Genomic DNA, 25870 nt, shown 5'->3' with positions numbered 1-25870 from the left:
TAGTAGTGATTGACGGAATTATTACCGAAGGTGGAACACTGAACAAGATCAATCCGGACGATATCGAAACAGTATCTGTACTCAAAGATGCAGGTTCCACAGCTATTTATGGCTCACGGTCAGCAAATGGTGTCATCTTGGTAACCACAAAAAGGGGACGCCAAAATCAGAAGCCCTCGGTTACAATTGGCACGCAATGGGGTGTGCAACAACCCAAAATCTTATTTTCCCCAGTCGCTGGCTATGAAAATGCGACCTTACGCAATCTTGCGCTCACCAACTCAGGAATGGATCCACAGTTTTCACCAGAAGCGATTGCTGATCTGTATGCACATCAGGATATCGAAAAATGGAATTTGCCGGAAATCATGAAAAATTCGTTTCAACAAAAATATAATATCAACGTCACGGGTGGTGGTGAAAAAGTTCTTATTTATTTTCAGGAGGCTTTTATAACCAACCCAGCAATTTTGTTGGACAGGATTTTGGGATAAAACGCTATAATCTACGGACTAATCTCAGTACTGAGATCGGCCGTTTTAAACTGACCTCAATTTTAGCGTATACACGTAACAACAATATGAGCAATACAGCCGGAAGTGCTATCATCAATGCTTCTCGCCTCCCTTCTTATTATTATTATCGAATGCGGGCAGATAATGGAAAATATCTGGTCAATAACGCACTCACAGATCAAAATCCGCTGGCTGAACTTAATGAAGGTGGTTATATTAAAAATGACAATGATTATTTTAACATCAATCTGAATCTCGAGGCAAAGCTGTTCGACGGTCTGAAGCTGCGCGGTATTTTTGGCGCAGATATCTACGCAGACCATCGTTTTATCAGACGGATCCAAGTACCCTTGTATTCCGACCCTGAGGCATTGCTGCCACAGGTGTTCGTAAATTCAGATCGTAATACAGAAGATTTTAATGAAAAAGCTTCTTTGCTGAATTTTCAGTTATTGCTGGATTATGATAAGACCTTCGGGAGTCATCATGTTTCAGGTTTGATTGGTGCATCCAATGAGTCCTATACGCGTAGACAGAATGAACTTAAAATGAAGTTTACCGATCCAGTGCTGGGAACACCGACTACCGGAACAGTTATCGATCCCGCCAGTGCCCGTGTCACACCAAATGGAACTTTACAGAATAGTATCAACTCAATCTTCGGTCGTGCCGGGTATGACTTTGAAAGTAAGTATTTTGCCGAATTCAGCTTTCGCTACGATGGATCTTCCAAGTTTTCAAAAGCAAATCGCTGGGGATTCTTTCCTTCAGGATCACTTGGATGGCGAGCATCGGAAGAGCTTTTTATGAATTGGTATAAGGAGCATGTCGGTAGCCTCAAGGTTCGGTCCACCTATGGTGTACTGGGAAATCAGGCCGTGGATGATTATTCATATTATTTTACTTATGAATCCTATCCAAACAGCTATGGATTTAATAATAAGCCAGTAGCTGCCGCGGGATTTAATTATGCCAGTTTGGATTTGCGCTGGGAGAAAACCTATAATTTCAATGTTGGCCTTGATGCAACTTTCTTTCAGGATAAGCTGACAGCAAGCTTTGATTATTTTAAGAAGCGAACAGTAGATATTCTGATGTCACCACAGATCCCATCCGTGTTTGGGACCTCATTAAAAAACCAGAATTTGGGCGAAATGAACAATGAAGGCTGGGAGATCAACCTGACCTATCACACTAAAACAGGCGAGTTTCAGCATCAGATCAATGCCAATATAGGTGACAGTCACAATAAGATTGTCTCCATGCCAGGAGATGACCGGATTTCAACAGTAGATAATATTACCAAATTGACACGTGTCGGTCTGCCGTACAATTCCTATTATGGCTACAAAATGGCTGGACTCTTCCAGAATATTTCGGATATCGAGACCTCGGCCCTGCCAAGTGGTATCACTGCCGCGGACTTGCGCCCAGGAGATGTCAAATATGTGGATCGCAATAATGATGGAATGATCGATGCACGGGATAGATTTGTCCTGGGTAATGGTTTCCCACGATTTACATTCGGCCTGACCTATAACCTCAGTTATAAGGATTTTGATTTTAGCATGTTCTGGCAAGGTGTTGGTAAACGGGATATGATGATCCGCGGTGAACTGATTGAGCCCTTTCACCAGAATTATTCGTACGCTATTTATCAACATCAACTTGATTACTGGACGCCGACAAATATTGATGGGCAGTGGCCTCGACTTACAGCCAATGGATCTACAGCCTCAACAAACAACTTTGGGAAAGATTCTGATCTCTATCTTTTCAATGGGAAGTATGCACGTCTGAAAAATCTCCAAATAGGATATACACTACCAAAGAATGTCACATCCAAATTGGGGCTACAACGGGTACGCTTTTTTGTTAATGCCCAAAACTTACTCACATTGAGCAAAAACTCCTGGATAGACCCCGAATCTTCCGAATTTGACTCCAATATGGGAGGTTCAGCCAATAGTGCCCGCAATTATCCAACGTTGAAATATTATGGCGGCGGATTAAATATTCAATTCTAACCATTTATGTGATGAAACTATATAAATTACTTATAGGAGGCTTGAGTTTAATGGCTGTTGTTCATTTCACTTCCTGCAATAAGTTGGATACCTTGCCAACAGATAGATTTACGGATGAGAACTTTTGGGATTACCCAGAAAACGCAGAAAAAGTGGTCAATATGGCTTATAATCAACTCTTCTCAGCCGACCGATTATGGAATGATGAAGCGCTAAGTGATAATATTTTTGAAGGGCGGTCAAATACCGACCAGCGCGCTATCCGCAATGGAACTGCTGACCCTACCTTGGGACGTTTTGCTTCGGAATGGTCCGATCTCTATGGCGGCATCAAGACCTGCCACGTCTATCTTGAAAATATAGATCGTGTCCCCGGAATGGATGCTGTGCTCAAAAACGCCGGATTGCGGAGGTACGATTTATCCGTGCATTCCTCTATTTTAGACTGGTCAATTTTTACGGCGATGTTCCTTTCTTTACCAAAGACATCTCCCTAGAGGAATCTAAAATCGTTCCAAGGACGGCCAAGGCAACCGTCATGGCATTTATCCATCAGGAATTGGATGAATGCATGGCTGATCTGCCCAGCAAAGATGTGTTGCCTGCCGATGATAAAGGTCGAATTACAAAAGGTGCGGCTTCAGCTTTTCAGGCACGGGCTTTTCTCTATGAGAGCAACTGGAACAAAGTATTGCAGTATTGTGAGAACTTGATCAAGAAACAAGGGGAATTTGGGACATATGCGCTTTTCGATAGCTATCCGGAATTGTTTACTGCAGCAAAAGAATACAATTCGGAGGTTATTCTCGATTACGGCTATGTACCACAGTTGAAAACCTGGAATAAACTCTATGATGCGGCTCCGATTTCTGCTCAGGCGCGACTGAACGGCTATGCCCCTTTGCAGAGCCTTGTTGACAACTATATCACCCTTGATGGAAATACCATAAGCGCGGATCCTAACTACAATAGTGATAATCCTTACATAAATCGAGACCCACGGATGGCGGCAACTATTGTTTTTCATGGCGGCCAATGGACTGACTTTGATGGGACAGTCCGTAAAATTTTTATCAAGCCAGGCTCCGGAGGAACAGATAAAGAGCGCTTGGACGAATATCAGGGAGCGAGCGCCAATGCTTCTGCAACTGGCTATTATGTGAAGAAATATTACGATGTGACAGCAACGGTAAAATACGATGCCGGGCTCAATATTATTATGTTCAGATATGCTGATATCTTACTGATGTATGCCGAAGCGAAAGAGGCGCTAGGGCAACTCGATGCCGCAATTTGGGATATGACAATCAAACCTATCCGCAAAAGAGCTGGCTTTGTGGCGGGCAAAGCGCTGGACTTTCCTATGACCGGTGATCTGAAAACGATCGTACGAAATGAACGAAGAAGCGAACTCGCTTTGGAGGGACTACGTTACTATGATATTGTACGTTGGAAAGCAGGTAAAACCTTTCTGGATGGACAGGTAACTGGTGCAAAATATGGTGGTAACAATAGCTATATCAAATTGGATATTAGACGATTTGACGAGAGCAGAGATTATCTATGGTCAGTTCCAAGGACACAGATTGACCTGAATAAAAACCTATTGCCCAATAATCAAGGCTATTCAAACTAAAATTTAATCGAAACAAACCGTTGCAAACGATAGCGTGGACAACGTCCGTTTTGAACTACAAAATTAAAGATAAAGACATGAAATGGTATTTTAAAGTTATAGCAATGCTCGCATTGGTTGCGAACATCGTTTCCTGCAAAAAGACGATATGAAATACTCGGATGCGGATGTATCCGCTGTGGAGAATTTATATGCACCGACAGATGGTAAGGCCGTTAAATTATTGAGTTCGAGTTCTGCGGCTCTGTATTTTGAATGGGAATCTGCACTGGTCGCCGATGGGGAGCGGCCCAATATGAAGTTGTTTTTGATAAGCTAAATGGCGATTTCAGCAAGCCGCTATATACCGTTACTTCCGACAATAATGGGAATTCAAATGGCGCAAATATCAGTCACAAAATATTGAATCAGGTGGCTGCCAAAGCTGGGATAGAACCCGGCGCAAGTGGTGACATCAGTTGGTCCGTGTATTCCATACGAGGCATGAAACGCGTGCTGAGTAAAGTGAAAAAAATCTGAACATCAAAACGCTGGAAGGGTTTGCAGATATTCCGACGAATTGTTTATCACCGGTGAAGGTGCTGAGAACGGTACAACCATTGCTCAAGCCATACCGTTTAAGCTTGTTGGTAATGGTGAATATGAGATTTTTACAAAATTGGAAGCCGGTAAAAATATATCTTTACAGATCGTAAATCGGCAGATGGTCGTGTATTCTATTCCGAAGATCAAACCAAGATAAAAGAAGCAGAGACCGGCAGCAATACCGTTGCCAAGACTGCGGTGTATCGAATTCGAATAGATTTCAACGTTTCGACGATTACCTATTCTGAAATCAAAAGCATGGGCGTTTATTTCTCACCTTCAGGTGCGGTGGTACTGGATCTCCCTATCAAGGCAAGGGTATCTGGTCGGCAACAGGTGTCATCAACTTTAAACAGGAAAGCTGGGGCGCGACCAACGCTATAAGTTCCAGATGGAAACGGTCAAGGCAGGAAAGGCAGAGACTGTGCAATTGGGAACCCAGACAGGGACCGATAGCCCACCAAACAGTTCTTCAGCCCCATCGTATTACTTTGTCCGTATATTACCTAATCTTTCGCAATGGGATGACAAATGGAAATTTGTGGATGCAGTAGATGGGCGTCCGACCAAAATCTCCATGATCTTACAAGGGGACAAAGATTATACACATGCAGTAGTTCCAAATTAAAAAGAGGAAATGATGAAGAAAATAGTGATAATCTCATCCATGCTGTTTTTACTGTTTGGGTGCACAAAAGTCGAGGATACATATCTATACGACGATACGATTCGGGAATCTTGGACAGAGGTCGCTACGCAGGTGTCCGACAAAATGATCTCTGGTTTCTGGAATGAAGCTGGATATTTTAACAACGCCATCAACCAATCGGATCAGGGCTTTCAATACTGGCCCAATGCCCACGCGATGGACGTGGTTATTGATGCCTATCAACGGACGAAGGACGCTAAATACAGCGCCTATTTCAGTAAGTGGTTTGAGGGTGTCAAGGTTAAAAATGGCAACACTTACTATAATGTATTCTATGATGATATGGAGTGGAATGCCTTGACTATGCTGCGACTATACGAGACGACTAAGGAGCAAAAATATCTCGATGCGGTACTACTGTTATGGACTGATATTTTGAAAGCCTGGAATGAACAATATGCTGGCGGTGGATTGGCCTGGCGCAAGGATATGTTATACAGCAAGAATGCCTGTTCTAATGGACCTGCTAGCATTCTTGCGGCTAGACTTTATAATCTAACAAAAATGAAAACTACCTGACCTGGGCCAAAAAAATCTATGAATGGCAGAAGGCAACCTTATATAATCCATCTTCGGGTGCTGTGTACGATAATATCAATGGAGAGACAGATGCGGTTGATGTAACCACGTTGACCTATAATCAGGGAACTTTTCTTGGTACGGCTGTGGAGCTTTTTAAGATTACCAAAGATCAGATCTATCTGGTCGATGCGCAAAAAATTAGCTATTACACCATTACCCGCTGTATAGATGTGGGGAATAATATTTTGCGCGATGAAGGTAATGGTGACGGTGCGCTGTTTAAGGGTATATTCATCCGGTATTTTGTTGAATATTTGAACCTGGAGGGAATCGATGCAGATTATCGCGCAAAGTTTGAGAAGTTTTTGGTTAACAACGGTAAAATTGCCTGGACCAAAGGAACCAGCTTACCAACGCTATTATTTGGCTCTTCCTGGTCTCAGCCGCCGATTGGTAATAGCGAAATTTCAGCCTACGCCAGTGCTGCCATGCTGTTTGAAGGGCTGGCACGCTATCAGATAAGGTCAAAATAACAGATTGGATACCTCGGAGCCATTAGATGAACATTAGTTCCTGATGGCTTCATTAAACTAATAGATGCAAATGAAACAAATAAACCAGATAACGACGACATTACTTCTGACAGGATTATGCTATTTGACGACGCAGGCGCAAGTTAAAAAGATCAATTCTCCGAACGTGCGCAAAAGACCCTAGATGTGGTCTATAACAAATATGGGGGCGCTGAAAATAAATTATTGATCGAAAAATATCCTTTTGATGAAAATTTTAAAGCAGATTATCTGAATAATAACGAACAAGCAGGGCAGCAGAAAAAATACGCCTATCTCTGGCCTTTCTCGGGCAGTTTCTCTGCCGTAAATGCATTGATGGAACTGTCAAAGGATAAAGCTAAGCATCAGAAAGTATTGGATCAAAAGGTACTGGTAGGACTCCGTGAATACAGAGATGAACAGCGTGTACCTGTAGGTTATGCCTCTTATATCAATTCCGCACCGGCATCAGACCGTTTTTACGATGACAATATATGGTTGGGTATTGATTTTACCGATAGCTATATCCAGACCAAAGAAGCTGATTACCTCAAAAATGCAAAAGAAATATGGGCTTTTGTGAAGAGTGGTGAAGATAACAAGCTTGGCGGTGGTATTTATTGGTGTGAGCAAAAAAGGAATCTAAAAATGCCTGTTCGAATGCTCCAGCAGCTGTGTTTGCCCTAAAACTGTTTGAAGCAACCAAGGAGAAGAATTATCTAAATGAAGGTCGACGGCTATATGAATGGACAAAAGCAGGTTTGCGAGATCCAGATGACAAGCTGTATTGGGATAATATACATCTAAATGGTAAGGTAGATAAAGCCAAATATTCCTATAATTCGGGCCAGATGTTGCAGGCTGCGGCCTTGCTTTATAAACTGACGAAGGAAAAAAAGTATCTGATGGATGCACAGCAGCTGGCTGAAGCTTGTTTAAGCTATTTTTTTCAGACCAGAGATGGAATTGATTTTCCGATCCTAAAAACAGTAATGTCTGGTTCCATGCTGTGATGATGCGGGGATATATCAGTTTGTTCGAACAGGATGGGAATAGAAAATACATGGACATTTTTGCGAAAAATCTTGATCTGGCATGGGATAAAATGCGCGATCAAGATGGGCTGTTTGATGCTGATTGGACATTGGAGAAACCTAAAAAATCCAAGTGGTTGTTGGATCAATGTGCTTTTGTGGAGATGTACGGCCGCTTAGCAAAATTCGGGTATTAGTAGTTTCTAAACAAAACAAATCATTAGGGCTGATCACAGATTGATCATAAGCTTATTTTGGGCCACATCGTGAGATGTGGCTTTTTTGTGCGTGTTAAGATTAGTTGTTATGGTTTTTATGAAAATGAAAGAATGTTATTTTATGGCTTTGATTATTAAGGTGATAGATTTTGTTTCAAGAGAATAGGAAAATATATGAATCTTAAGGGGCGGTTCAACGATATCCATTAAATTAATCAATTATGAATTCAGAGGTTTTAAAATTGAAAAGACAAGTTAGGTTATTGATAGGAGCATGCTTAGTCCTTTTTCTAGAAGTGATAATAACTGTATTTATTGTGTTAAACACTTATTGTCGTTGGCAGGGACTATATTACATGTTTTGAATTCTTTGGCAAGTTCTTTCTCTTCAGTTTTTTCATTGATTATTACTTGGTATAAAAATCATAAGTGGCTTAAATGGTTCTTGTTCTCATAAAACATTTTTATCGTCTCACTTGCAGCTTTTGGTTACCAGATAATAAAGCTATTCTGGAATAAGTACATTACTATTTTTAGGATAAATGTTATTTTCGTATAAATGAAAGCAATATGAGTATAGCATTGGTACTAAGTAGTGGTCGGGCTGAAGAGTGGAAGTTCGAAATCAATAAACATTTACCCGAAATAAACGTTGAGATCTATCCTGAGATCGAAAATAATGATGAGGTCGAGTTTGCACTTTGTTGGAAGCCCGAGGCAGATTATTATACTCATTTTCCCAATCTAAAAGTTATCCAGTCTGGAGGAGCTGGGATAGATCATTTATTTCCTGAATCTATACCTTCACATATCCAGACCTGTAGGATTGTAGACCCCATGTTAAAAAGTGATATGTTTGAGCACGTTTTGACATGTTTGATGCATTCGATGAAGAATTTTTCGGCTTATGCCATAGAAAAATTGAAACAACATTGGCAGCCCCTGGTATATAAATCTATTGGTCAAACCTGTGTAACGATTTTAGGATTGGGTGAAATCGGCGGTTATGTAGCTGAAAGGTTAGCCCAGTTAGGTTTCAAGGTAAACGGGTGGTCGAATTCAGCTAAAAATCTAAAAGGGTAAACTCTTTCACGGGGATTGCGGGACTTGGCCTGGCTGTTGAGAAAACAGATTTTATTGTGAATGTTTTGCCATTGACTGATGCGACAAGAGGAATTTTAAACCATGATCTTTTCAGTTTATGTCCCAAGGGAACAGTTCTACTTAACGTCGGTAGAGGCGAACATCTTGTTGATGCAGATTTATTAGAAGCAATCGCTGAGAAGCAAATTGCTAACGCTTACCTCGATGTATTTCATCAGGAACCATTAGCCCAAGATCATCCGTTCTGGAATTGCAGTTCTGTTTTTATAACTCCACATGTTGCAAGTAGGACAAATATTAGTTCTTCGGTCTTACAGGTAGTGGATAATTATAGAAGAATGACTGAAGGACGACCTTTACTCAACGAAGTTTCTTTGGAAAAAGGTTATTAAAAGTTTGCGCTATGCTCGGAGCACTCACCGCTCCATTTTCGCTATTCACCGAGTTTTCCGTCATGTTGGTCTAGAGGCCGTATGCTAAGGACCTATTGTGTTGTAGTTTTGATTCAGAATCTACAAGGAAATGATGCAACAAAATCAATATCCTTGCGACAATTAGAAAAGAAACTAAAAAACTAACAATATAAAATAAAGACATTATGAACTCATTAGTAAAAACATTCGCAGCAGCAGCCCTGATCGCAGTATCGACATTCGCTATGGCAGCTGAAGGACCAGGTTCAAAATCAGAAAAAGTAGCCGTTAACCTTTCAACAGCGGACTTCGCCCTAGAACACTATGTTGCGGTCACTACCGAAGGTCAATCAGCTGGAGTAGGGCAATTGTTTGCCGAGGACTTCAGCCAAAATGTTCAATCTTCTTCCAAAGGGATAACACATAGCCGTGAAGAAGTGGTTAACTACTTTAAAAAACAGGAGGGAAAGAAACTCGATTGTAAGGTAAGTACACAGATCCTTGAAGAATCAGCGGATTTTATGGTAGCCAAGGTTACTTTAGCTTTTGAAGAATTCACGAAGACTGATCTTGTGACTTTGGTACGTGAGGGTAACAGCTGGAAAGTGTCCAAATCTGTCAATTCTTATAGATAAGAAGCCATCTAGAATAAATATATAAGTTGTAAGCCATATCAGCAGATGTGGCTTTTTTTACGTCAAAAGGGCCTGATGTTAATCAGACCCTTTCTCTTAACGTTTACTTGTACAGCAATTTTTATGTTTCCTATCGTTTCCTCTTTTTGTTTCCTCATCCAACGTTTTTAGCGTATTGGATTTTCACTGTACTACGCCAATTTTTATGTTGGACCTTTCTTTCGAAAGGTAGCTAATAGCCTTTTTCTATTATAAGAACAGTTGTCGTTTAAAAATCGTTTTGGAAATAAATATTTTTTTTGAATTGATATATTTTTAAATTGAAATCGATGTAATTTTATTGCAGCATACAATCTGAATTTTATGCCAAGGGCCGTTTAAGTTTTATAATATCAAAAACAATAAACACTGTTGTTTAAATTTAGCTTAATTAGGAATATTAAGGTGCAATCATCTTTTTTTTTTCAAAACAGTGTTTCGCGGGAAACATAACAAATAGTTGGGGCAATTGGACTACTGTTCGTCTGTGCAACAATGTAAAGGATTATTAAATTTTATGGTAAATAGAAATGTTATCAAAAAGCTTTCGGACATTGAGCTTGAAAAGTATATAAAACCGGATAGTAGATCAGTAGCTGATGCGGTTCAATATGCTTATGAGATTTTAAAAGAAAGGGGACGGAATTTTACTCCAGATGAATCGGAGGAGATTGAAGCGCTGGTGAATAAGAAGAGAGAGGCGGAGTTTGCAGAGGAGAATTCTTGGGACGAAGGAGCTACAACCGATGAAAATGCCATCGAACTATATAAAAATAGTGCAATATTATTTTTTAGTCTATTTTTTGGAGTTATTTTCGGGGCTATACTTCAAACGCTAAATTTTGTAAAAATAAAAGACATCAAGGGTGCAGTCGCCTCTTTGTTATTTGCAATAGGTTTCACGGTGTTACAGATTTTTATTATTGATTATATCGGCGGAAACTATATGGATATTAGTGACAGTAGCTTTTATATCAGGTTGTTTCTTTCGGGAGTTGGTGCAGTCGGCTTAGCTCTTATTCGCCAGCTAATGTTTCCAAAAGATCTCCAATATAGAGCTAGGTCTACCGTAGCAGCGGCTGTGATATCAGTTTTAATATTGGTGGCTATTTTTATAATTTACACGACAGGCTAACCTATTCGTGTAGCATGATTGAGTCTAGCGATGTCTATAAATATAGGAGAGATGAGGGTATCTATATAACTAAAATGAAAAAAATACAACACTATGGATTATGATAAAGTATCCTTTGATACTAGTTTTTGTTTATACATTTTTGGATCTTATTTTTGGGGAAATTGAGCTTTCTGAAGTTCCTCTGTATTTACTAAATCGTATAATAAACCTTTTTGTGTTTATTTTTATTTTCTATATCTTAATTTATATAGTTAGCATAGTTGGCAGATTATTCAGACTTTAATAGCCATCACTGACCATAGCAATTAACCTATCCTTAAATCTCTCCATATATGGATTTTTAATCTAGAAGTGGCTAAAGTAAAAGAGTTTTCCTATACCTCAACAAACAACTGACGAAGCCTGTTCAGCTCCACTCCGAAATCTCTATTTTCAAATATCCCAGTTTTTCCAAGGAATACCACCAGCATTCACTATAGTTAATCTCTTGTTAGACTCTTGATGCGCTGTACGTATGCGGACAATATGTTTATAAACTGTTCGTATGCGTACATCTCTTTTTTAGAAGAAGATCTAAAAAGGCCATTGAAGCGCTTAGGAGATACAAATGGACTTATTGTGGCGACTGGTATAGTATTTGGCATGCGGTTGATAAAACGGATTCTATATGCTTTATGCACTCATTAGTATGGAAAAGACATTATGAAAAGATTAGTCAAAACATTAACAGCAGCAGCCTTATTTGCTGTATCCACATGCACAATGGCAGCTGAAGGACCAGGCTCCAAATCAGACAAAGTAAGCATCAACCTTTCTACGGCAGACTTCGCCTTAGAGCACTATGTTGCGGTAACGACAAAGGAGAATCGGTAGGTTTGGAGCAGTTGTTTGCCGAAGATTTTAGTCAAAAGATCCAGGCGGCCAATGTATCGACCTACGGACGTAGTACAGTGATCAAATCGTTGAAAAACAAAAGGAGAAATCCTGAACTGCAAAGTGAATATCAAGATCGTCGAAAAATCGACAGATTATATGATTGCAAAAATTGTATTAAAATTTGACAACTTTAGCATGACGGATCTAGTGACGTTGGTTTACGAGAATGAGAATTGGAAGGTGTCCAAGTCAATTCATTCCTATCAATAAGAGCCATCTCAATAAATATATAAATGTTGTAGAGCCACATCGAAAGATGCGGCTTTATTACTTTCATCTATATTAGAATGCGCTATTTTCCTGATATTATTTTGTTTGGTAGCTATTATATTTAAATTAGTCCTTTATTAGCATAGAAATGGCATTATGTCACAATACAATATCAAATGGCTAAAAGAAAGGTTTGAAAATGGAGATATGTTCAAATTTATCTTCTTCTGGGGCCATTCTAATAATCAACATCAAGGTGTTGGTAAATTTATTTTTAGTCAATGGTATGAAAGCGCGTTTACGGTTGATAATATAACCTATAAGACCGCCGAACATTGGATGATGGCTCACAAAGCACTGCTGTTTGGCGATAAAAAGAATTTTGAGAAAATTATCAATTGTCATAAACCAGGCGAGGCTAAAGATTTGGGAAGGCAGGTTATTGGTTATGACGATCAGATTTGGAATGAAAGAAAGTTTGAAATTGTCAAGCTCGGAAATATACATAAGTTTAATCAGCATCCTGAGTTAGCCGCTTACATGTTGAATACTGAAAGTAGAATATTAGTTGAAGCAAGTCCTGTTGATGACATTTGGGGCATTGGGATGTCACAAGATGATAGTGATATTGAAAATATCTATTGTTGGCGTGGGCAAAATCTGTTGGGTTTTGCACTGATGGAAGTACGAGATTTGCTTAATCAATTCGGACATTTCGAACCGCTTGAAAATGCCCTGCTAACACCTTGGTCTAAATTCCCAGATAAAGACGCTATGGATATGTTTTGGAAAATGGGAGCGGGAGAAGAATATATCGTCGAATTCTCTAATTATTATGATAATTTGAATGAGCGAGAAAAGACAATTTTTCAATTGACCAACCCTCAACCTTATCAATGGCTAGGTTTTTATTCTTGATGAGGAATTATCTGTTTTTTTGCCAGGTCCCGAGATATGGTTTTAATTTTTGTGTATCATTGTGAGTTAATCTTCCCATTCGTTTCTGTCAGGATACATCTTCAGATATTTGAATTCCTCAAAATCCTGGAATAATATAATATTGGATAACAAGCTGGTTTTATCTAGACCTGATTGTTTGAATGCTATTAAAGCAAATCGTTGATCGATTGTCTTACTCTGTATTTCAAATAATACCTCAGATGCGGTAACATTTATAGACAAAGCTGATACCATTGCTTCTTTTAAAATAGGGTTGGAGGAATGACTCGAAAATAATTGCGTATAAATCCTGATGAATGGACTTCTTTATGCAGCTTATCTTCAAAAGCCAATTTTTGGGCAATAGTAAGTGGCTCCCAAGGGGATTCCACAAAGATTTTCGACGGATTTTCGATAATAAAATCTTCGATTATTCTTGTATCAACTCCCGCCAAATCGATTCTTTTAGCGAGCTCTGGTAGTTCCTCGCTGTCTTCAATCGTGATACCACCTACGGGAAATAAAAACATTCCATTTTCAAGTTGAACATTAAATCTTAGGGACATCCATTCTTTTATATTCTTACCATTTGTATTTAAAAATTCTTGGGCATGTTTCTGAATTTGGTTGAAATAAGTTTGATTTGGGTTAAAGCTTCCATATAGACCTCCCATACTGAAATCCCCGACTTCCAGTTCCGCAGTGCCTATAATTTTATCATGTGAATAGATAATGGCTGTTTTCCTCATCAATCACTAATGTACTTAAAGATTTAAGGAAGAAACATAACTGTTTTCTTGCCTTATGATAAGTGCTTAAAGGTTATAAATCTATAATTTTATTCTATTCAAAAATAGTTTTGTAGAAAAAATCACGATCCTAAATTACAATTAAAATTAAGCTTATTATGAGAAAAATCAGCCTTTTAAACTGGGTATCGATTGATGGTTTTATCGCAGGTATTCATGGAGAAACAGATTGGTTTCCTGGGATAGCGAAATCGAGGATTTTTATGAACAGCGGCAGAATAAAGCGGATACGATTATTTATGGTAGGGAGACCTATGAAGTAATGTTTCAATATTGGTCCGATGAGACTTTGACTGCATCGGATCGGCCATCGTTTGTTCATTTCATGAACAATACACCAAAGATTGTTTTTTCAAAATCACTTGCCAAGGCTGATTGGAACAATACAAAAATTGTTAAGGAGGTCAATAAACATGATATTGAGGAATTGAAGCGTGGTCTGGGTGGTGATATTCTTATTTACGGAAGCGGTACTATTGTCTCTCAACTCGCAAAGTTAGATTTAATAGATGAATATGCATTAATGGTATATCCTGTTGTTCTTGGCTCAGGAAGGCCGTTGTTCCCAATATATCAGATCGGATCAAACTCGATTTAATCAGTACTAAACGCTATTCATGTGGTAGTAATTTGCATATTTACCGACCTTATAATTGATATAAAATTACCTATGCTACGAATTAATACTTATGTGACATTTTTACACTATGGCAAGATCAGAATAATTTGTCGGACTTGCTCTTGTTAATCATTCTTTTTGAAAACGTATTGATTGAATTTAGTGCATAATAAGCGATTCCATTGCCAGGATATTCTTTTAGAATTTCTTCATAGGTTGATTTTGCTTTTTCTGCTTCCATTGTCTGTACATAGCAAAATGCAATATTGCAAAGTGCAATTTCCCGATAGTGCATTTTTGAAGCACTTAAAAATGTTATAGTACGATATTTATCTACCCAAGCATACTTTGTAAAAAAATCAGCACTTTGCTTAAAGTATTCTAGGGCCACTTTGAAGTCCTTTCGTTTTATAGCTTTCATCCCTTTGTTGTGGCTTGTCGGAATTGTCTGATTTAATAGGACAGCTAAGGCCCAAAAGAAAGCTATACCCATAATAATCCCATGTATTTGAAAGAAAAATACAGAAATAGCGATAAAACCAGCCAATACCAATGAGATGATTAAGACAGCTGGCCAAGAGACTTGTCGAACAATAGGAACATTTGCGCTCATTCAAGTAAAATATATTTTTGGTTTATATTTTTAAATGTACCAAAATTCTATAAAAGTATTGTACAGGTTAGTGGTTAATTTATGGGGTACTATATAGTGAGATATGGTTTTTTACGTCAAAAGGGCCTGATGTTAAATCAGACCCTTTCTCTTAGCGTTTACTTGTACAGTAATTTTTATGTTTCCTATCGTTTCCTCTTTTTTGTTTCGTCATCCAATGTTTTTTTAGACGATTGGATTTTCACTGTACAACGCCAATTTTTATGTTGGTCCTTTCTTTCGAAAGGTAACTAATAGCCGCTTTGTATGATAAGAACAACAGTCGATTTGAAATAGTTTTAAAAATAAATATTTCGATGTTTTAAATTGACCTGTTTGAAACTAGCTTATGCGTGCTAGAGATTACGATCGAAATTTCTAATCCAAATATCTCCGCGCCATTTTTTCTATTAGCGATTTGATATCATCATAACGGGCGAGGTTCAGGAGCCAATCTTCAGGTATACTTTCCAGTCCATAATACAAACCAGCTAATCCCCGCAATGGCAGCTCCAGTGTCTGTATCTTCACCAAGGTTTATTATAGATAATACTGTATCCCTGTAGTTGTCTTTTTCCATAAAAACCATAGGCTTGATTCTAAACTATCTATCACATAACCACTGGACCTTAATTCATTATGTGATTTAGACCGAATGTCATGTAAAATCGTACTATTAAAATAAATGATTTCTGAGTCAGGGAAATTGCTGTCTACCCAGAATTTTGAAACTTGATTTCGCATTTCAGTATAAGCCTGCTCTTTGGCCAAGCCTAGCAAAATGAGTTCAGCTAATTTGAGATAGATAAAACATGCCATGGCAGCGCGTATGTGCTTGTGCGTTAAGGCCGAGACTTCCCAAATTTTCTCAAATTGTTCTGCTGGTGTAAGTCCTTTGATTTCAAATAAAAGCGGCAGTATTCTCATTAATGAACCGTTACCATTGTCTTGTTCTCTTGCCTGATATCTTAGTGCAGTTAGCTCCCCGATTTGCCCGGATTCGATAATATGTTTGAGCTCACTGATTGATTTAGCTGTGGTGATACCAATATCAAAGACATCTCCTCGTGCTGTCCACAATTTACCTTCCTTCCATGCTATAAATTTTTCGGATACATCTAATATATTGTACCCATTCAAAAGCGAGTCCGCGAGACACAAGGTTAATGAGGTATCATCAGACCAAGTACCCATAGGTTGATTATGACTGCCAAAACCGATCATTTCAGTAGCTGGATTTTTAAGCATGTCTTCTTTCGACCTGAATTCAAATGGAACACCCAAAGCATCACCAACTGCAATACCAAACAATGCTCCATACATTCTATTTTTCGCTTGGCTAGCCGATGTATTCGGATCACTAGCAGATCTGTTTGATTGTTCGTTCATAAATGATTGGATGAATGATTTCACATTAAGATAATAAAAATATTTACCTGCCCATTTCCACCATTCACCGAGTTTTCCTATCTATTAGTCTAAAGCCCATAGGCTAGGGGCGTATTGTGTTGTAGTTTTGAATCAACAAATAAGAACAATATAACTAACAATATAAAATAAAGACATTATGAAAGCATTAGTAAAAACATTCGCAGCAGCAGCTTTAATCGCAGTATCAACATTTGCAATGGCAGCTGAAGGACCCGGCTCAAAATCAGCAAAAGCAAATGTTAACCTTTCCACAGCAGATTTTGCCCTTGAGCATTATGTTGCGGTAACGACAGAAGGCGAGTCAGCGGGAGAGAGCAATTGTTTACAGGAGACTTCAGCCAAAAGGTTCAAGCTTCTAATGCGCAAAGCCATAGTCGTAGCGCGTTGATCAAATCTTTGAAAAAACAAAAAGGCGAGAAGCTAAACTGTGCAGTTAGTACTGACATCATCGAAGAATCAGCAGATTATATGGTAGCCAAAGTAACTCTAAAATTTGAAAACTTTACCAAGACTGATCTTGTGACTTTGGTACGTGAAGGTAATAATTGGAAAGTAACTAGTTCAGTTAACTCCTATAAATAGTTCCCAATAACTAGTTGTCAGCTCGGTCATACCGAGAGCTGACAACTAATGAATCATATGTTTATTTAAGGCCATGTCGTGAGATGTGGCTTTTTCAGTATATATTTCTACAAACGTTAAATAGAATTGGTGTTATTTCTTTATTTTTGATATATTATTAATCTTTAATTTATGTACAAAGCCTTTTTTTTCATAGCTTGTTTTTCCATTTTAAATATTTGCCGTGCTCAAAATAGGGAGGTAATCAAATTAGCAAATCAATTTATCGATACGTTGGAAGTCCATTCTTTTATGCGTAGCAAGATCAACTTCGACCAATTACGCACAGAGACCAATGCAAAGGTTAAGCATATGAATAAGACAGATTCATTATTGCCGACATTTAAAGAAATAGTTTCCGGATTAAGTGACCTTCATTCCAGCGTGGGCTACGTTAAAGATACAATGGATAATTTGGCATTAATTAAAATGATCGCAAGTACGACCTATGAGAAAGAAGGAATGCCTCCGCTCAATTTTCAACATCGTTTCATTGAAGATAAATATGCATATATCAATGTTCCTGGTGTACTTTTAGAGCATAGACGCTATATTGATACTTTACAAAAACAGTTGCGTGAACTGGATGGAAAGCAGCCGAAAGCCTGGATTATTGACTTAACTGAAAATGATGGGGGCGCTTTTGTACCAATGGTCACTCCATTCCATAGCTTAATTGATACGACTCAAACTTTTTCTTATTTCGATGGAACCTTAGATAAAGATGGTAAGGAGGTTTTAATCAATAAATTTCAGATTCCTCAAAATGGTCTATATATTGACAATAGCATTGAAGCTAAATATTGTAAATTCGATACCGTCCAAGCTCAACCACTTAGAAATAATCAGATACCCATTATTGTCCTGGTCTCAAATATCACTGCAAGTTCTGGCGAAATTACTGCGAGTCATTTCCTAGGACAAAAGAATGTCACTTTAATCGGAGCGAAGACGAATGGTTTAACTTCGAACAATGAACTCTATTATGTGGATAAAGGTTATTCCGTTAATTTAATGACAGCATTGTTGCATGATCGGAAAGGAAAGTCTTATCATGTCGGGGAAGGTGTAATCCCAGATATCATCGTTGACCTGGAATATCCGGAAAATATCCGAACTTTTAAAGAACGTTATCGATTTACATTAGAAAAAAATCAGTATTTATCAATAAAGCAATTGAGTTTTTGAGAGCAAAGGGGATTTAACTTCGAACAGTAAAATTGAAGTTTATAGAGTAAAAGACAGATGGACGAAAAGGAACTATTTGATTTGTTTTGAAATTTTTGAAAAAGGTATTACTATTGAGCTTCTTTTGTTTTGTTATTAGTACAGCTAAATCACAAACCGGAAATGATTTTCCCTAATAGAGAAGGTGGATAAAAGATTGGAAAGGGTATTTTTAAAGAGGATTCTACAAGCGGAAAGGTCATTCATGACATGGATGCTATTTTGTATTTCGATAAACGAGATTCTATACTCGAGATTTATTATATGGATAGGTCTGCATTTTACAATTATCTTTTGAGTAACTCAAGTTCTATATATGGGATTTTTATTCATAATAAACTCCTTGCGATAGATCGCGGTGCTAAAGAATTCTTCCAATTTCAAAGTGAGTCGCGGATTTCTTCTTCAATATTGATTAAGAAACGAAAAAATAATTCGAAAAATTTAATCGAGATACCTGAACCTACTGATTATAGATATTCAAAATATAAAAAAATTCAGTCCGGTTTTAAATTTATCAATAGAAATTTTTTAGTTCCAGAGTAATCTTATGAATTGGACTAATAATCTAGGCATAGTAAATAGAACAGGTAATTGGGGAAAATATATTATCAGAAAAGCCACATCGTGAGATGAGGCTTTTTGCTTTATTCATAGTCGGATGTATACCCACGGTAAATGGATTGATGCTATACAGCGAATAATAACTGGTGCATGGCGAATATTAAAAAGTTAATTTATACGAAGGAGAAATGATGTAGCTTTAAGTAAGCTTCCTTGCTTAGGTGCACAAATGACAAATCAAGTAATCACGATGTACATCAGGAAGATGTGGGAAATAAAACAACACCAAAGACTTCAATCAGAAAGAATGGACAATAAACCCAAAACCGATTTTATGGGAGGAATAGCAGGCGTTTTTAAGCCGCTGATGATATTACTCGTAGGACTCTTCTTTGTAGGAAAAAGCATAAAAGAAGATTATGATAAATATCATAAAATCTATGAGCAGGTTCCAATTACGGCACTTGATCGCATGCAATCAGATGAATTTGAGCTTACAGGATTTAAGATTAAAGAAGCACAGCTAAATGGAAAAAAAAGCGGAGGTATTGATTTGTATGTAGATGATAAAGAAAGCGAATCTAACGTTACTGTAATCGTTGATGATATAGGCTATTTTTAGAAGACTATCACTCAAAAAACAAGATAATCGTTAAAAATTTGAAGGCGTACATCAAGGTTCACCAAACGAAGTAAAAGAGTATATTGCTACTTATGGAGTCAATAATAGCAATCATAAACCGACAAAAATTCTTATCTACGAAGAGTATTTCAGATGGAAATCTGTGTTAGGCATATATGCGCTATTTGCAATAGGTATTTTATTTATTGTGTTTATCCTATTAGCAAGAATAAGAGTCTATTAAAAACAGCTAGAACGCTCAAGTTTATTTTTATGTAAACTTCACCTCCCCATTCCTGTCATTCACCGAGTTTTCCTGTCCGTTGGTCTAAAGCCCATAGGCTAGGGGCATATTGTGTTGTAGTTTTGAGTCAACAAATAAGAACAATATAACTAACACAATAAAATAAAGACATTATGAAAGCATTAATAAAAACATTTACAGCAGCAGCCCTAATCGCAGTATCTACATTCGCTATGGCCGCTGAAGGACCAGGTTCAAAATCAGCAAAAGCAAACGTTAACCTTTCCACAGCAGACTTTGCCCTTGAGCATTATGTTGCAGTTACGACAGAAGGCGAGTCAGCAGGCGTAGAGCAATTATTTGCTGAAGATTTCAGCCAAAAAATTCAATCAGCAAATGCAAAGACCAACAGCCGGAATGAAGTCGTTAAATACTTGAAAAAACAAAAGGCGAGAAGCTAAACTGTACAGTTAGTACTGACATCATCGAAGAATCAGCAGATTATATGGTAGCAAAAGTGACCCTGAAGTTTGAAAACTTCACCAAGACTGATCTTGTGACTTTGGTACGCGAGGGTAATGACTGGAAAGTATCCAAATCGATCAATTCATATAAATAGTACCTTATCACTGGTGGATTGCTCGTAATAAAACCCAATCCACTAGTGAATCATATGTTTATTTAGGGCCACGTCGTGAGATGTGGCTTTTTTAGTTTGTCCATTTGTTGATAATTATGAATTTATTTTTAATATCTATATAATTTTCTAAAACAATAAGACCAATATTAGTACAATCGATAACCACCTTGTCAATTATAGACTTTACATTATCCCAAACTATATCCCAAAAACCAAGACCTATTTTGGGTCGTGCTTTCATATTTGTGGGAGCAAAAAGACAATGGTAAATATTACTAATTAACAAGTTTACAAATATGTTCATAACAAACGATGTCCCTGTTATGAATTGATAGTACGAAAAGGTATTCGTAAATAGAGCAAACGTTTGTGTACTAAAAAAATGTTGAAAATTTTTATCTCAATCCATACATTGGTAATACTTAATGCGTAAATGATCATTACTTAGTTATCATTTAAAGTAATATCTTTCGAGGATAAGTAACCAAACAAGAACCGTAAATATAAACTTAATGAGATTTTTAAAGGAGATAGTAAAATCTGAATCCGCCGTAAAAATTGCCTGCGCATGTATTCTAAAATTTTATCAAGTAAAATTTACATCTTCCAATTTATTGTCATTGATTGATGGACATAATGATCCTCATTCTATGTTGGCAATAAAAGATGTTCTTGATGAATATAGCGTAAAAAGTCTCGCTATTTTGAGAAAGAATATAAAATATGAAGACATTGAGACACCATTCGTCAGTGTAATTCAAAAAGAAGACTGGCCAGCTGCTAGCTTCACGGTGGTTATCGCAGTAAATGGAAATAAAATTAGCTTTCTTGATCCTCAAACCAATAACCTGGTTACAGCAGAAATCAGCTATTTTGAATCTATTGATAAAGATGTTTTACTGCTTCTCGATGGTAGAAAGAAAAAGATGAATACAATTATGAGCAAAATAGGATCAATGAGAAAACAAGCAATTTTTTTCAAATCTACCCTTCTATCTTGGAGGCTTTTTAATTTTAACCCTACTTTTTCTACAAGTATTTATTTTCAAAAATACAGCCTGGATTTCGCCAATTTTTCTGTTGACTTCAACAATTGGGACACTCTGTTCTACACTATTGATATGGCATGAAATTGATGCTTTTAATCCACTTATAAGAGAGGTCTGCGGCAGTCTTGGTAGCAAATCAAATTGTAATGCTGTACTTTCATCCAGAGGAGCGAGGTTTCTTGGGATAAGCTGGTCCATATGGGGATTTGCCTACTTCTCTTCATTTTTTTATATCAATTACTGTTTGCGGATTCTGTTTCTCATGTAAACCTATGGTCGTACATAGCTTTAATGACATTTCCGTATGTTATTTATTCCTTATACTATCAAGCTAAAGTAGTCAGGCAATGGTGTCCTTTATGTTTAATTGTTCAGTGTGTTATAACATTTAACGCGTGTGCAAGTCTTATATATATATCGGTTCAAAATAACTTCACGGAGTTTGGTTTAATGCCTTTGATCAATACAATTTCAATTTTTTCCATTTCTCTGATGCTAACCTATTTCCTTCTACCTGTTTTGAAAAAGGCTCAGCAGGCTAAAAACCACGAATTGCAATTGAAGAAAATACGCTACAGGCGAGAAGTATTTGACGCATTGCTCTCCACCAGCAATTCTATTACACAGTCTCCAGACGGGCTTGGGATACTCCTTGGAGACCCGAATGCAAAGAATGAAATTATAAAAGTCTGTAATCCGTATTGCGGGCCCTGTTCAAAAGCCCATCCAGAATTAGAAGCCATCGTAGCCGGTAATCCAGATACGAAACTCAGAATTATTTTTTCTGCAACTGGCGAAGACTGGGATATAAAAAATGCGCCTGTATCCTCTTTCTAGAGATACAGGAAAAAATGGGGACCAAGTAGCACATACTGCCCTAGATAAATGGTATGCTGGTGGCTCAAAGGATTTTAATAAGTTTTCTGAAGAATACCAATTGGATAACTATTTAGTACATCAGCATCATAAAATACGTAAAATGAGGGAATGGTATGATACAATGAAAATAAGAGTGACTCCGACGATATTCGTTAATGGACGTGAAATGCCCGATGGTTATAGGGTAAAGGAGCTAAAAATTTCTTTTTATAGAGTCTATATAGATCATTGTTGCGGTTGCAAACGTAACAAAATATAAGCTGGCAACTTCAAATGCCCTCTCAAGATGTTCCGGAGCGAATGAACATCATCAGAACAAAAATATAATTATGAAAAAAATTTCATTAGAAAATTTGAACTTGAAAGAGATAGAACAACTATCTCGTGAGCAGTTAAAAGATGTTTTAGGGGATGGTCTATAAGCACAGCACAAACTGGTGGCTCTACAGTAAATTGTAATGATCACTCCGGAGATCCGGAAAACTGTTCAGGTAGCTGTGAGATATCCGCCGGAAATCCCGGCACATGTTTGACGGAATCCAACGGTTGTTATTGCGGCTAAACATCTGGTAGAATAACTGGAGCAGTAAACTCCAGTTGTTCTACTTTTAAATAATAAGAACTGATATGAAAATCCTGCTATCCTTACTACTTCTCATTGGCAATAGCTTTTACCTATTTAGCCAAAATATACTAAGAGTCGATATCAACGGGAAAAAATATGCAAACCTTATTTTAAAAGTCAATGTAGAAAAAGAGGTGCTTTTCTTTGAGGGCATCGAAAAAGAACCTAATTCATGGGTCTTCTCTTATCCCGACAGCGTGTATAAGAAAGCAATTTTCTTTAGCCTTTTTTCCAAAGAGGATTCTATTCAAAATGATATCGTCCTGCATCAAAAGGTAGAAAACAAGGAGCTCTTTTGTATTTCCTGCTTTTATTCTCCTAAAAGTACCACTGTTCTGTCTTATGACTCAATAGGAAGCTCTTCTTATAATGCACTAGCATATGATTTTCGAGCAAAAAGGCGTGTCATGACTAAAAATATTCGGGATCATTTTAGTATAATTCACACTGATGATAGTGAATTAATCGCTGCAATGGTCTCAACCGACTCAAAGTTCTCAGAATTTAAGCAAGATAATTATACAGAAAGAATTGATGAATTCCGGACTATTGTCAAAAGATATCCCAGATCTAGTGCTTTAATGGCCCGATTAGCTTTAAATGCCAATCGATTCTCTGATAAAAATGATCTACGTTCTATTTTTAATCAATTTGGGGCTAGTCTTTTGGAGACTTTTTATGGGGAAAAAATACGGAATTATTTAATGGATAGATTTCCGAATAGCCTGCTTTTAAATGTTGCTACGGGCGCTACAGAACCTATTATTTTAAAACCAGAAATTCCGACTTTAGTGGTCTTTTCTGCTTCATGGTGTATTCCATGCCATAAAATGATACCACTGGTTAAAGAAATAAATAATGATTTAGGTGATAGATTAGCAATCGTTTATATATCTGTGGATCTCGAAAATACGAGAGATAATTGGAAAAAGATGCTCAAGCAAGAGAAATTTCCCTTTCGGAGCCTCTTTCCAGCCGATGTAAATGCTTTCAAACAGCGTATCGGTGCGACATCTTTGCCACTATGTTACCTCGTTGAAAAAGATGGTTTTTTTCAGCTGTGGAGATCAGATCACAAGCCGGGAAAAATAAACTGTATGAAACAGTTATGAACTAATTTTATCATGAATAGTACAATTTTCCTATCAGCGCAACCCGACAATATTTATTTTATATGGCAATTGGAACTACAGTTGCGTAATCTAAAGTCACTAGCTATAGATAAAGAAGCTATTCATGTTGTGGTAGGATATAATCCCAAAAGGGGTATAAATCCAGCGTTCAATAAATTTATCAATGACCATTTGGATTTTGCGCAGTTTTTCCTTTACCCAGACAATCGTATTGAGCCCTGTTATACATCTTCTATACGCCCACACATTCTGAAACAGCATTTTTCAAGCTTTTGTGAACTTCAATTCAAGACAATCTTTTATCATGATTCGGACGTTCTTTTTCAAGAATACCTCAAACTCCAAAATCCGATATTAATGAGTGTTTTGTTTCTGACACGAGAGGCTACCTCGATCTTAACTATATAAGACGGGTGGCAAACGAGGCTCTTTTGGACGATATGCTGTCAATTGTGGGCTTAGATAAAAGCATAATTGAAGGTGAAGATGCAAATACAGGTGGAGCACAGTATATATTAAATGGGATCGATGCCAATTTTTGGGATAAGGTCGAAAGAGATGCTGAATCTTTATATCTGTGCATGCGAGAATATAATGATAAGTTATGGCAAAATAATTATGAGCAAACAAGGGAATATCGGTCAAAAAAAAAGGGGAATACAGGCCTGGTGCGCAGATATGTGGGCTGTGTTATGGAATCTATGGTTAGTTGGAAAAAAAGTATCTATTCACCAGGAACTCGATTTTTCTTGGCCCTATAGCCCGATTGAGCAATGGACAACAAAAGCGATTTTGCATTATTCAGGAGATGTCAAACGCAAGGAAGATTTCTTTAAGAAAAATGAGTATCTCAATAGGGTTCCCTGGTATGACTGTTCCCTTTGTCTATCCCCAGCAAAACTGCAGCTCAAAGATCGTAGAATTCATACTCCAAAGAAAGAGAGAACTGGACAGTCAACGAAATAGCTATTTAAAATCTTGTTTGATTTTAGAGATTGATACAATCGATAATAATATTATTAGCGATTTAGATTTATTTCACACAGTTATTTCCAAATATCTTAATATTTCATTTTATGTTTTAACAAAATTTGGAATAATAGAACCCAATGAAATACATCAACCTATTTTAACATATTCAGATTTACTTCCTGAAAATTATCAGCAAGTTATTTTTATACCGATAGCAAGTATACCTGCCATCAAAGATCTGAAGGAGATGTTGCGTATCGGAGAAAAGGATAATCTAAACAATACTTATCTCAAAGTTTTACCCAATAAAAATTTGCATGTTGACGCTTTGTTTAAAGAGGTATTTACTAAAGTATTAGATTTTGAAGTCTTGTCAGCCAACCAAGGGAAATTCAATCAGTCTCTTCCACGAAAGGCGCATGAAATTCGAATCCTAAATTTTAAACATGGTTATTCAGCCTCTAAATCAATTGGAGATCTTCTACATGATCCTACCATCTCCAGAAAACATTTCGGATATGTACTTGATTCCACTTATAATTTTTCTTAAATCATGGTAATAACCGATA

The 25870-nt window shown here is 37.4% G+C and carries 34 protein-coding genes and 3 pseudogenes; 33 read left to right on the top strand and 4 right to left on the bottom strand.

The annotated features are described in order from the left end of the window. Positions 1 to 5: 5 nt before the first annotated feature. The 19 genes and pseudogenes from KUH03_RS09395 to KUH03_RS09305 all read left to right on the top strand — a co-directional run bounded on the left by KUH03_RS09395 (position 6) and on the right by KUH03_RS09305 (position 13193). Entirely contained in the window at positions 6 to 494 is a 489-nt protein-coding gene (locus KUH03_RS09395; RefSeq protein ID WP_257092814.1) for a TonB-dependent receptor plug domain-containing protein, read from the top strand. Continuing rightward, positions 482 to 2542: pseudogene (locus tag KUH03_RS09390) on the top strand (SusC/RagA family TonB-linked outer membrane protein); the annotation flags it as partial. The gene KUH03_RS09395 and the pseudogene KUH03_RS09390, both read left to right, overlap by 13 nt. Positions 2543 to 2553: 11 nt before the next feature. Further along, positions 2554 to 3039 (top strand): hypothetical protein, encoded by a 486-nt coding sequence (locus KUH03_RS09385; RefSeq protein WP_257092813.1) that lies wholly within the window; start codon positions 2554 to 2556, stop codon positions 3037 to 3039. Further along, positions 2946 to 4178, top strand: coding sequence for a RagB/SusD family nutrient uptake outer membrane protein (locus tag KUH03_RS09380; protein ID WP_306429715.1), 1233 nt, complete (start codon positions 2946 to 2948; stop codon positions 4176 to 4178). Before KUH03_RS09385 ends, KUH03_RS09380 begins: the two co-directional genes overlap by 94 nt. A 148-nt stretch (positions 4179 to 4326) precedes the next feature. Beyond that, on the top strand, positions 4327 to 4497 hold the full coding sequence (locus tag KUH03_RS09375) for a hypothetical protein (RefSeq protein ID WP_257092811.1): 171 nt from the start codon (positions 4327 to 4329) through the stop codon (positions 4495 to 4497). Further along, entirely contained in the window at positions 4434 to 4697 is a 264-nt protein-coding gene (locus tag KUH03_RS48400) for a SusE domain-containing protein (protein ID WP_373564671.1), read from the top strand. The genes KUH03_RS09375 and KUH03_RS48400 overlap by 64 nt, the downstream gene beginning before the upstream one ends. Before the next feature lie 40 nt (positions 4698 to 4737). Further along, entirely contained in the window at positions 4738 to 4920 is a 183-nt protein-coding gene (locus KUH03_RS09370; RefSeq protein WP_257092809.1) for a hypothetical protein, read from the top strand. A gap of 41 nt (positions 4921 to 4961) precedes the next feature. Continuing rightward, on the top strand, positions 4962 to 5147 hold the full coding sequence (locus KUH03_RS09365) for a hypothetical protein (protein ID WP_257092807.1): 186 nt from the start codon (positions 4962 to 4964) through the stop codon (positions 5145 to 5147). Between the two features lie 7 nt (positions 5148 to 5154). Then, complete coding sequence (locus KUH03_RS09360; protein ID WP_257092805.1) at positions 5155 to 5391, top strand: hypothetical protein; 237 nt, start codon at positions 5155 to 5157, stop codon at positions 5389 to 5391. Between the two features lie 9 nt (positions 5392 to 5400). Further along, positions 5401 to 6527: pseudogene (locus tag KUH03_RS48395) on the top strand (glycoside hydrolase family 76 protein). A gap of 186 nt (positions 6528 to 6713) precedes the next feature. After that, a pseudogene (locus tag KUH03_RS09345) lies at positions 6714 to 7561 on the top strand (glycoside hydrolase family 76 protein). Further along, entirely contained in the window at positions 7561 to 7779 is a 219-nt protein-coding gene (locus KUH03_RS09340) for a hypothetical protein (protein ID WP_257092801.1), read from the top strand. The pseudogene KUH03_RS09345 and the gene KUH03_RS09340 overlap by 1 nt, the downstream one beginning before the upstream one ends. 591 nt (positions 7780 to 8370) lie before the next feature. Then, entirely contained in the window at positions 8371 to 8883 is a 513-nt protein-coding gene (locus KUH03_RS09335) for an NAD(P)-dependent oxidoreductase (RefSeq protein ID WP_257092799.1), read from the top strand. Between the two features lie 14 nt (positions 8884 to 8897). Then, positions 8898 to 9296, top strand: a complete 399-nt coding sequence (locus KUH03_RS09330) for an NAD(P)-dependent oxidoreductase (protein WP_306429713.1) — start codon at positions 8898 to 8900, stop codon at positions 9294 to 9296. A 206-nt stretch (positions 9297 to 9502) separates the two neighbouring features. Then, entirely contained in the window at positions 9503 to 9952 is a 450-nt protein-coding gene (locus KUH03_RS09325; protein ID WP_257092797.1) for a nuclear transport factor 2 family protein, read from the top strand. A gap of 556 nt (positions 9953 to 10508) precedes the next feature. After that, positions 10509 to 11126, top strand: coding sequence for a hypothetical protein (locus KUH03_RS09320; protein WP_257092795.1), 618 nt, complete (start codon positions 10509 to 10511; stop codon positions 11124 to 11126). 705 nt (positions 11127 to 11831) lie between these two features. After that, positions 11832 to 12002, top strand: a complete 171-nt coding sequence (locus tag KUH03_RS09315) for a hypothetical protein (RefSeq protein ID WP_257092793.1) — start codon at positions 11832 to 11834, stop codon at positions 12000 to 12002. A gap of 2 nt (positions 12003 to 12004) precedes the next feature. Further along, positions 12005 to 12190: a hypothetical protein gene (locus tag KUH03_RS09310; RefSeq protein WP_257092791.1), complete on the top strand. Its 186-nt coding sequence runs from the start codon at positions 12005 to 12007 to the stop codon at positions 12188 to 12190. Positions 12191 to 12431: 241 nt separating this feature from the next. Beyond that, the gene (locus tag KUH03_RS09305; protein ID WP_257092789.1) at positions 12432 to 13193 is read left to right on the top strand and encodes an NADAR family protein; all 762 of its coding nucleotides are present in this window, start codon (positions 12432 to 12434) and stop codon (positions 13191 to 13193) included. Between the two features lie 284 nt (positions 13194 to 13477). On the opposite strand, the gene KUH03_RS09300 is transcribed toward KUH03_RS09305, so the two are convergent. Next, the gene (locus KUH03_RS09300) at positions 13478 to 13963 is read right to left on the bottom strand and encodes a hypothetical protein (protein ID WP_257092787.1); all 486 of its coding nucleotides are present in this window, start codon (positions 13961 to 13963) and stop codon (positions 13478 to 13480) included. Between the two features lie 229 nt (positions 13964 to 14192). Between KUH03_RS09300 and KUH03_RS09295 the strand changes: the two genes are divergently transcribed. After that, positions 14193 to 14621, top strand: a complete 429-nt coding sequence (locus KUH03_RS09295) for a dihydrofolate reductase family protein (RefSeq protein WP_257092785.1) — start codon at positions 14193 to 14195, stop codon at positions 14619 to 14621. A gap of 118 nt (positions 14622 to 14739) precedes the next feature. On the opposite strand, the gene KUH03_RS09290 is transcribed toward KUH03_RS09295, so the two are convergent. From KUH03_RS09290 to KUH03_RS09280, 3 genes are all read right to left on the bottom strand, one after another. Next, complete coding sequence (locus KUH03_RS09290) at positions 14740 to 15255, bottom strand: tol-pal system YbgF family protein (protein ID WP_257092783.1); 516 nt, start codon at positions 15253 to 15255, stop codon at positions 14740 to 14742. A 417-nt stretch (positions 15256 to 15672) separates the two neighbouring features. Beyond that, on the bottom strand, positions 15673 to 15825 hold the full coding sequence (locus KUH03_RS09285; protein WP_257092781.1) for a hypothetical protein: 153 nt from the start codon (positions 15823 to 15825) through the stop codon (positions 15673 to 15675). A 9-nt stretch (positions 15826 to 15834) separates the two neighbouring features. After that, positions 15835 to 16707, bottom strand: a complete 873-nt coding sequence (locus KUH03_RS09280) for an ADP-ribosylglycohydrolase family protein (RefSeq protein WP_257092779.1) — start codon at positions 16705 to 16707, stop codon at positions 15835 to 15837. 154 nt (positions 16708 to 16861) lie between these two features. Between KUH03_RS09280 and KUH03_RS09275 the strand changes: the two genes are divergently transcribed. The 13 genes from KUH03_RS09275 to KUH03_RS09220 all read left to right on the top strand — a co-directional run bounded on the left by KUH03_RS09275 (position 16862) and on the right by KUH03_RS09220 (position 25851). Continuing rightward, complete coding sequence (locus KUH03_RS09275) at positions 16862 to 17113, top strand: hypothetical protein (RefSeq protein ID WP_257092777.1); 252 nt, start codon at positions 16862 to 16864, stop codon at positions 17111 to 17113. A 467-nt stretch (positions 17114 to 17580) separates the two neighbouring features. Continuing rightward, complete coding sequence (locus KUH03_RS09270) at positions 17581 to 18534, top strand: S41 family peptidase (protein ID WP_257092775.1); 954 nt, start codon at positions 17581 to 17583, stop codon at positions 18532 to 18534. 832 nt (positions 18535 to 19366) lie between these two features. Next, entirely contained in the window at positions 19367 to 19759 is a 393-nt protein-coding gene (locus KUH03_RS09265) for a hypothetical protein (RefSeq protein WP_257092773.1), read from the top strand. A 417-nt stretch (positions 19760 to 20176) separates the two neighbouring features. Next, complete coding sequence (locus tag KUH03_RS09260; RefSeq protein WP_257092771.1) at positions 20177 to 20464, top strand: hypothetical protein; 288 nt, start codon at positions 20177 to 20179, stop codon at positions 20462 to 20464. Positions 20465 to 20508: 44 nt separating this feature from the next. Further along, positions 20509 to 20622, top strand: a complete 114-nt coding sequence (locus KUH03_RS09255) for a nuclear transport factor 2 family protein (RefSeq protein ID WP_257092769.1) — start codon at positions 20509 to 20511, stop codon at positions 20620 to 20622. Positions 20623 to 21155: 533 nt separating this feature from the next. Further along, entirely contained in the window at positions 21156 to 21773 is a 618-nt protein-coding gene (locus tag KUH03_RS09250) for a cysteine peptidase family C39 domain-containing protein (RefSeq protein WP_257092767.1), read from the top strand. Next, the gene (locus tag KUH03_RS48390) at positions 21724 to 21960 is read left to right on the top strand and encodes a vitamin K epoxide reductase family protein (protein ID WP_373564670.1); all 237 of its coding nucleotides are present in this window, start codon (positions 21724 to 21726) and stop codon (positions 21958 to 21960) included. The genes KUH03_RS09250 and KUH03_RS48390 overlap by 50 nt, the downstream gene beginning before the upstream one ends. Before the next feature lie 188 nt (positions 21961 to 22148). Further along, entirely contained in the window at positions 22149 to 22529 is a 381-nt protein-coding gene (locus KUH03_RS09245; protein ID WP_257092765.1) for a hypothetical protein, read from the top strand. Beyond that, entirely contained in the window at positions 22507 to 22830 is a 324-nt protein-coding gene (locus tag KUH03_RS09240; RefSeq protein ID WP_257092764.1) for a DsbA family protein, read from the top strand. The genes KUH03_RS09245 and KUH03_RS09240 overlap by 23 nt, the downstream gene beginning before the upstream one ends. A gap of 563 nt (positions 22831 to 23393) precedes the next feature. Beyond that, a complete protein-coding gene (locus KUH03_RS09235) occupies positions 23394 to 24308 on the top strand; it encodes a TlpA disulfide reductase family protein (RefSeq protein WP_257092762.1) in 915 nt (304 codons plus the stop codon). A gap of 12 nt (positions 24309 to 24320) precedes the next feature. Continuing rightward, positions 24321 to 24737 (top strand): hypothetical protein, encoded by a 417-nt coding sequence (locus KUH03_RS09230; protein ID WP_257092753.1) that lies wholly within the window; start codon positions 24321 to 24323, stop codon positions 24735 to 24737. Between the two features lie 5 nt (positions 24738 to 24742). Further along, on the top strand, positions 24743 to 25090 hold the full coding sequence (locus KUH03_RS09225) for a hypothetical protein (RefSeq protein ID WP_257092751.1): 348 nt from the start codon (positions 24743 to 24745) through the stop codon (positions 25088 to 25090). Positions 25091 to 25095: 5 nt separating this feature from the next. Continuing rightward, the gene (locus tag KUH03_RS09220; protein WP_257092749.1) at positions 25096 to 25851 is read left to right on the top strand and encodes a hypothetical protein; all 756 of its coding nucleotides are present in this window, start codon (positions 25096 to 25098) and stop codon (positions 25849 to 25851) included. Positions 25852 to 25870 lie beyond the last annotated feature (19 nt).

Origin of the sequence: Sphingobacterium sp. E70 (genome assembly GCF_019285695.1) — a bacterium.
GTDB lineage: Bacteria > Bacteroidota > Bacteroidia > Sphingobacteriales > Sphingobacteriaceae > Sphingobacterium > Sphingobacterium detergens.
The sequence above is the reverse complement of the archived record's forward strand: the minus strand, read 5'-3'. Positions and strand labels throughout refer to the sequence as shown.

Bases quoted from the DNA above. Each gene is read 5' to 3' on its own strand.
- KUH03_RS09315 (WP_257092793.1), top strand. From the start codon at position 11,832: ATGAAAAGATTAGTCAAAACATTAACAGCAGCAGCCTTATTTGCTGTA.
- KUH03_RS09320 (WP_257092795.1), top strand. From the start codon at position 10,509: ATGGTAAATAGAAATGTTATCAAAAAGCTTTCGGACATTGAGCTTGAA.
- KUH03_RS09275 (WP_257092777.1), top strand. From the start codon at position 16,862: ATGAAAGCATTAGTAAAAACATTCGCAGCAGCAGCTTTAATCGCAGTA.
- KUH03_RS48400 (WP_373564671.1), top strand. From the start codon at position 4,434: ATGGGAATCTGCACTGGTCGCCGATGGGGAGCGGCCCAATATGAAGTT.
- KUH03_RS09325 (WP_257092797.1), top strand. From the start codon at position 9,503: ATGAACTCATTAGTAAAAACATTCGCAGCAGCAGCCCTGATCGCAGTA.
- KUH03_RS09255 (WP_257092769.1), top strand. From the start codon at position 20,509: ATGGTAGCAAAAGTGACCCTGAAGTTTGAAAACTTCACCAAGACTGAT.
- KUH03_RS09335 (WP_257092799.1), top strand. From the start codon at position 8,371: ATGAGTATAGCATTGGTACTAAGTAGTGGTCGGGCTGAAGAGTGGAAG.
- KUH03_RS09260 (WP_257092771.1), top strand. From the start codon at position 20,177: ATGAAAGCATTAATAAAAACATTTACAGCAGCAGCCCTAATCGCAGTA.
- KUH03_RS09250 (WP_257092767.1), top strand. From the start codon at position 21,156: ATGAGATTTTTAAAGGAGATAGTAAAATCTGAATCCGCCGTAAAAATT.
- KUH03_RS09230 (WP_257092753.1), top strand. From the start codon at position 24,321: ATGAATAGTACAATTTTCCTATCAGCGCAACCCGACAATATTTATTTT.
- KUH03_RS09290 (WP_257092783.1), bottom strand. From the start codon at position 15,255: ATGAGCGCAAATGTTCCTATTGTTCGACAAGTCTCTTGGCCAGCTGTC.
- KUH03_RS09375 (WP_257092811.1), top strand. From the start codon at position 4,327: ATGAAATACTCGGATGCGGATGTATCCGCTGTGGAGAATTTATATGCA.
- KUH03_RS09340 (WP_257092801.1), top strand. From the start codon at position 7,561: ATGATGCGGGGATATATCAGTTTGTTCGAACAGGATGGGAATAGAAAA.
- KUH03_RS09305 (WP_257092789.1), top strand. From the start codon at position 12,432: ATGTCACAATACAATATCAAATGGCTAAAAGAAAGGTTTGAAAATGGA.
- KUH03_RS09265 (WP_257092773.1), top strand. From the start codon at position 19,367: ATGACAAATCAAGTAATCACGATGTACATCAGGAAGATGTGGGAAATA.
- KUH03_RS09300 (WP_257092787.1), bottom strand. From the start codon at position 13,963: ATGAGGAAAACAGCCATTATCTATTCACATGATAAAATTATAGGCACT.
- KUH03_RS09385 (WP_257092813.1), top strand. From the start codon at position 2,554: ATGAAACTATATAAATTACTTATAGGAGGCTTGAGTTTAATGGCTGTT.
- KUH03_RS09360 (WP_257092805.1), top strand. From the start codon at position 5,155: ATGGAAACGGTCAAGGCAGGAAAGGCAGAGACTGTGCAATTGGGAACC.
- KUH03_RS09240 (WP_257092764.1), top strand. From the start codon at position 22,507: ATGCGCCTGTATCCTCTTTCTAGAGATACAGGAAAAAATGGGGACCAA.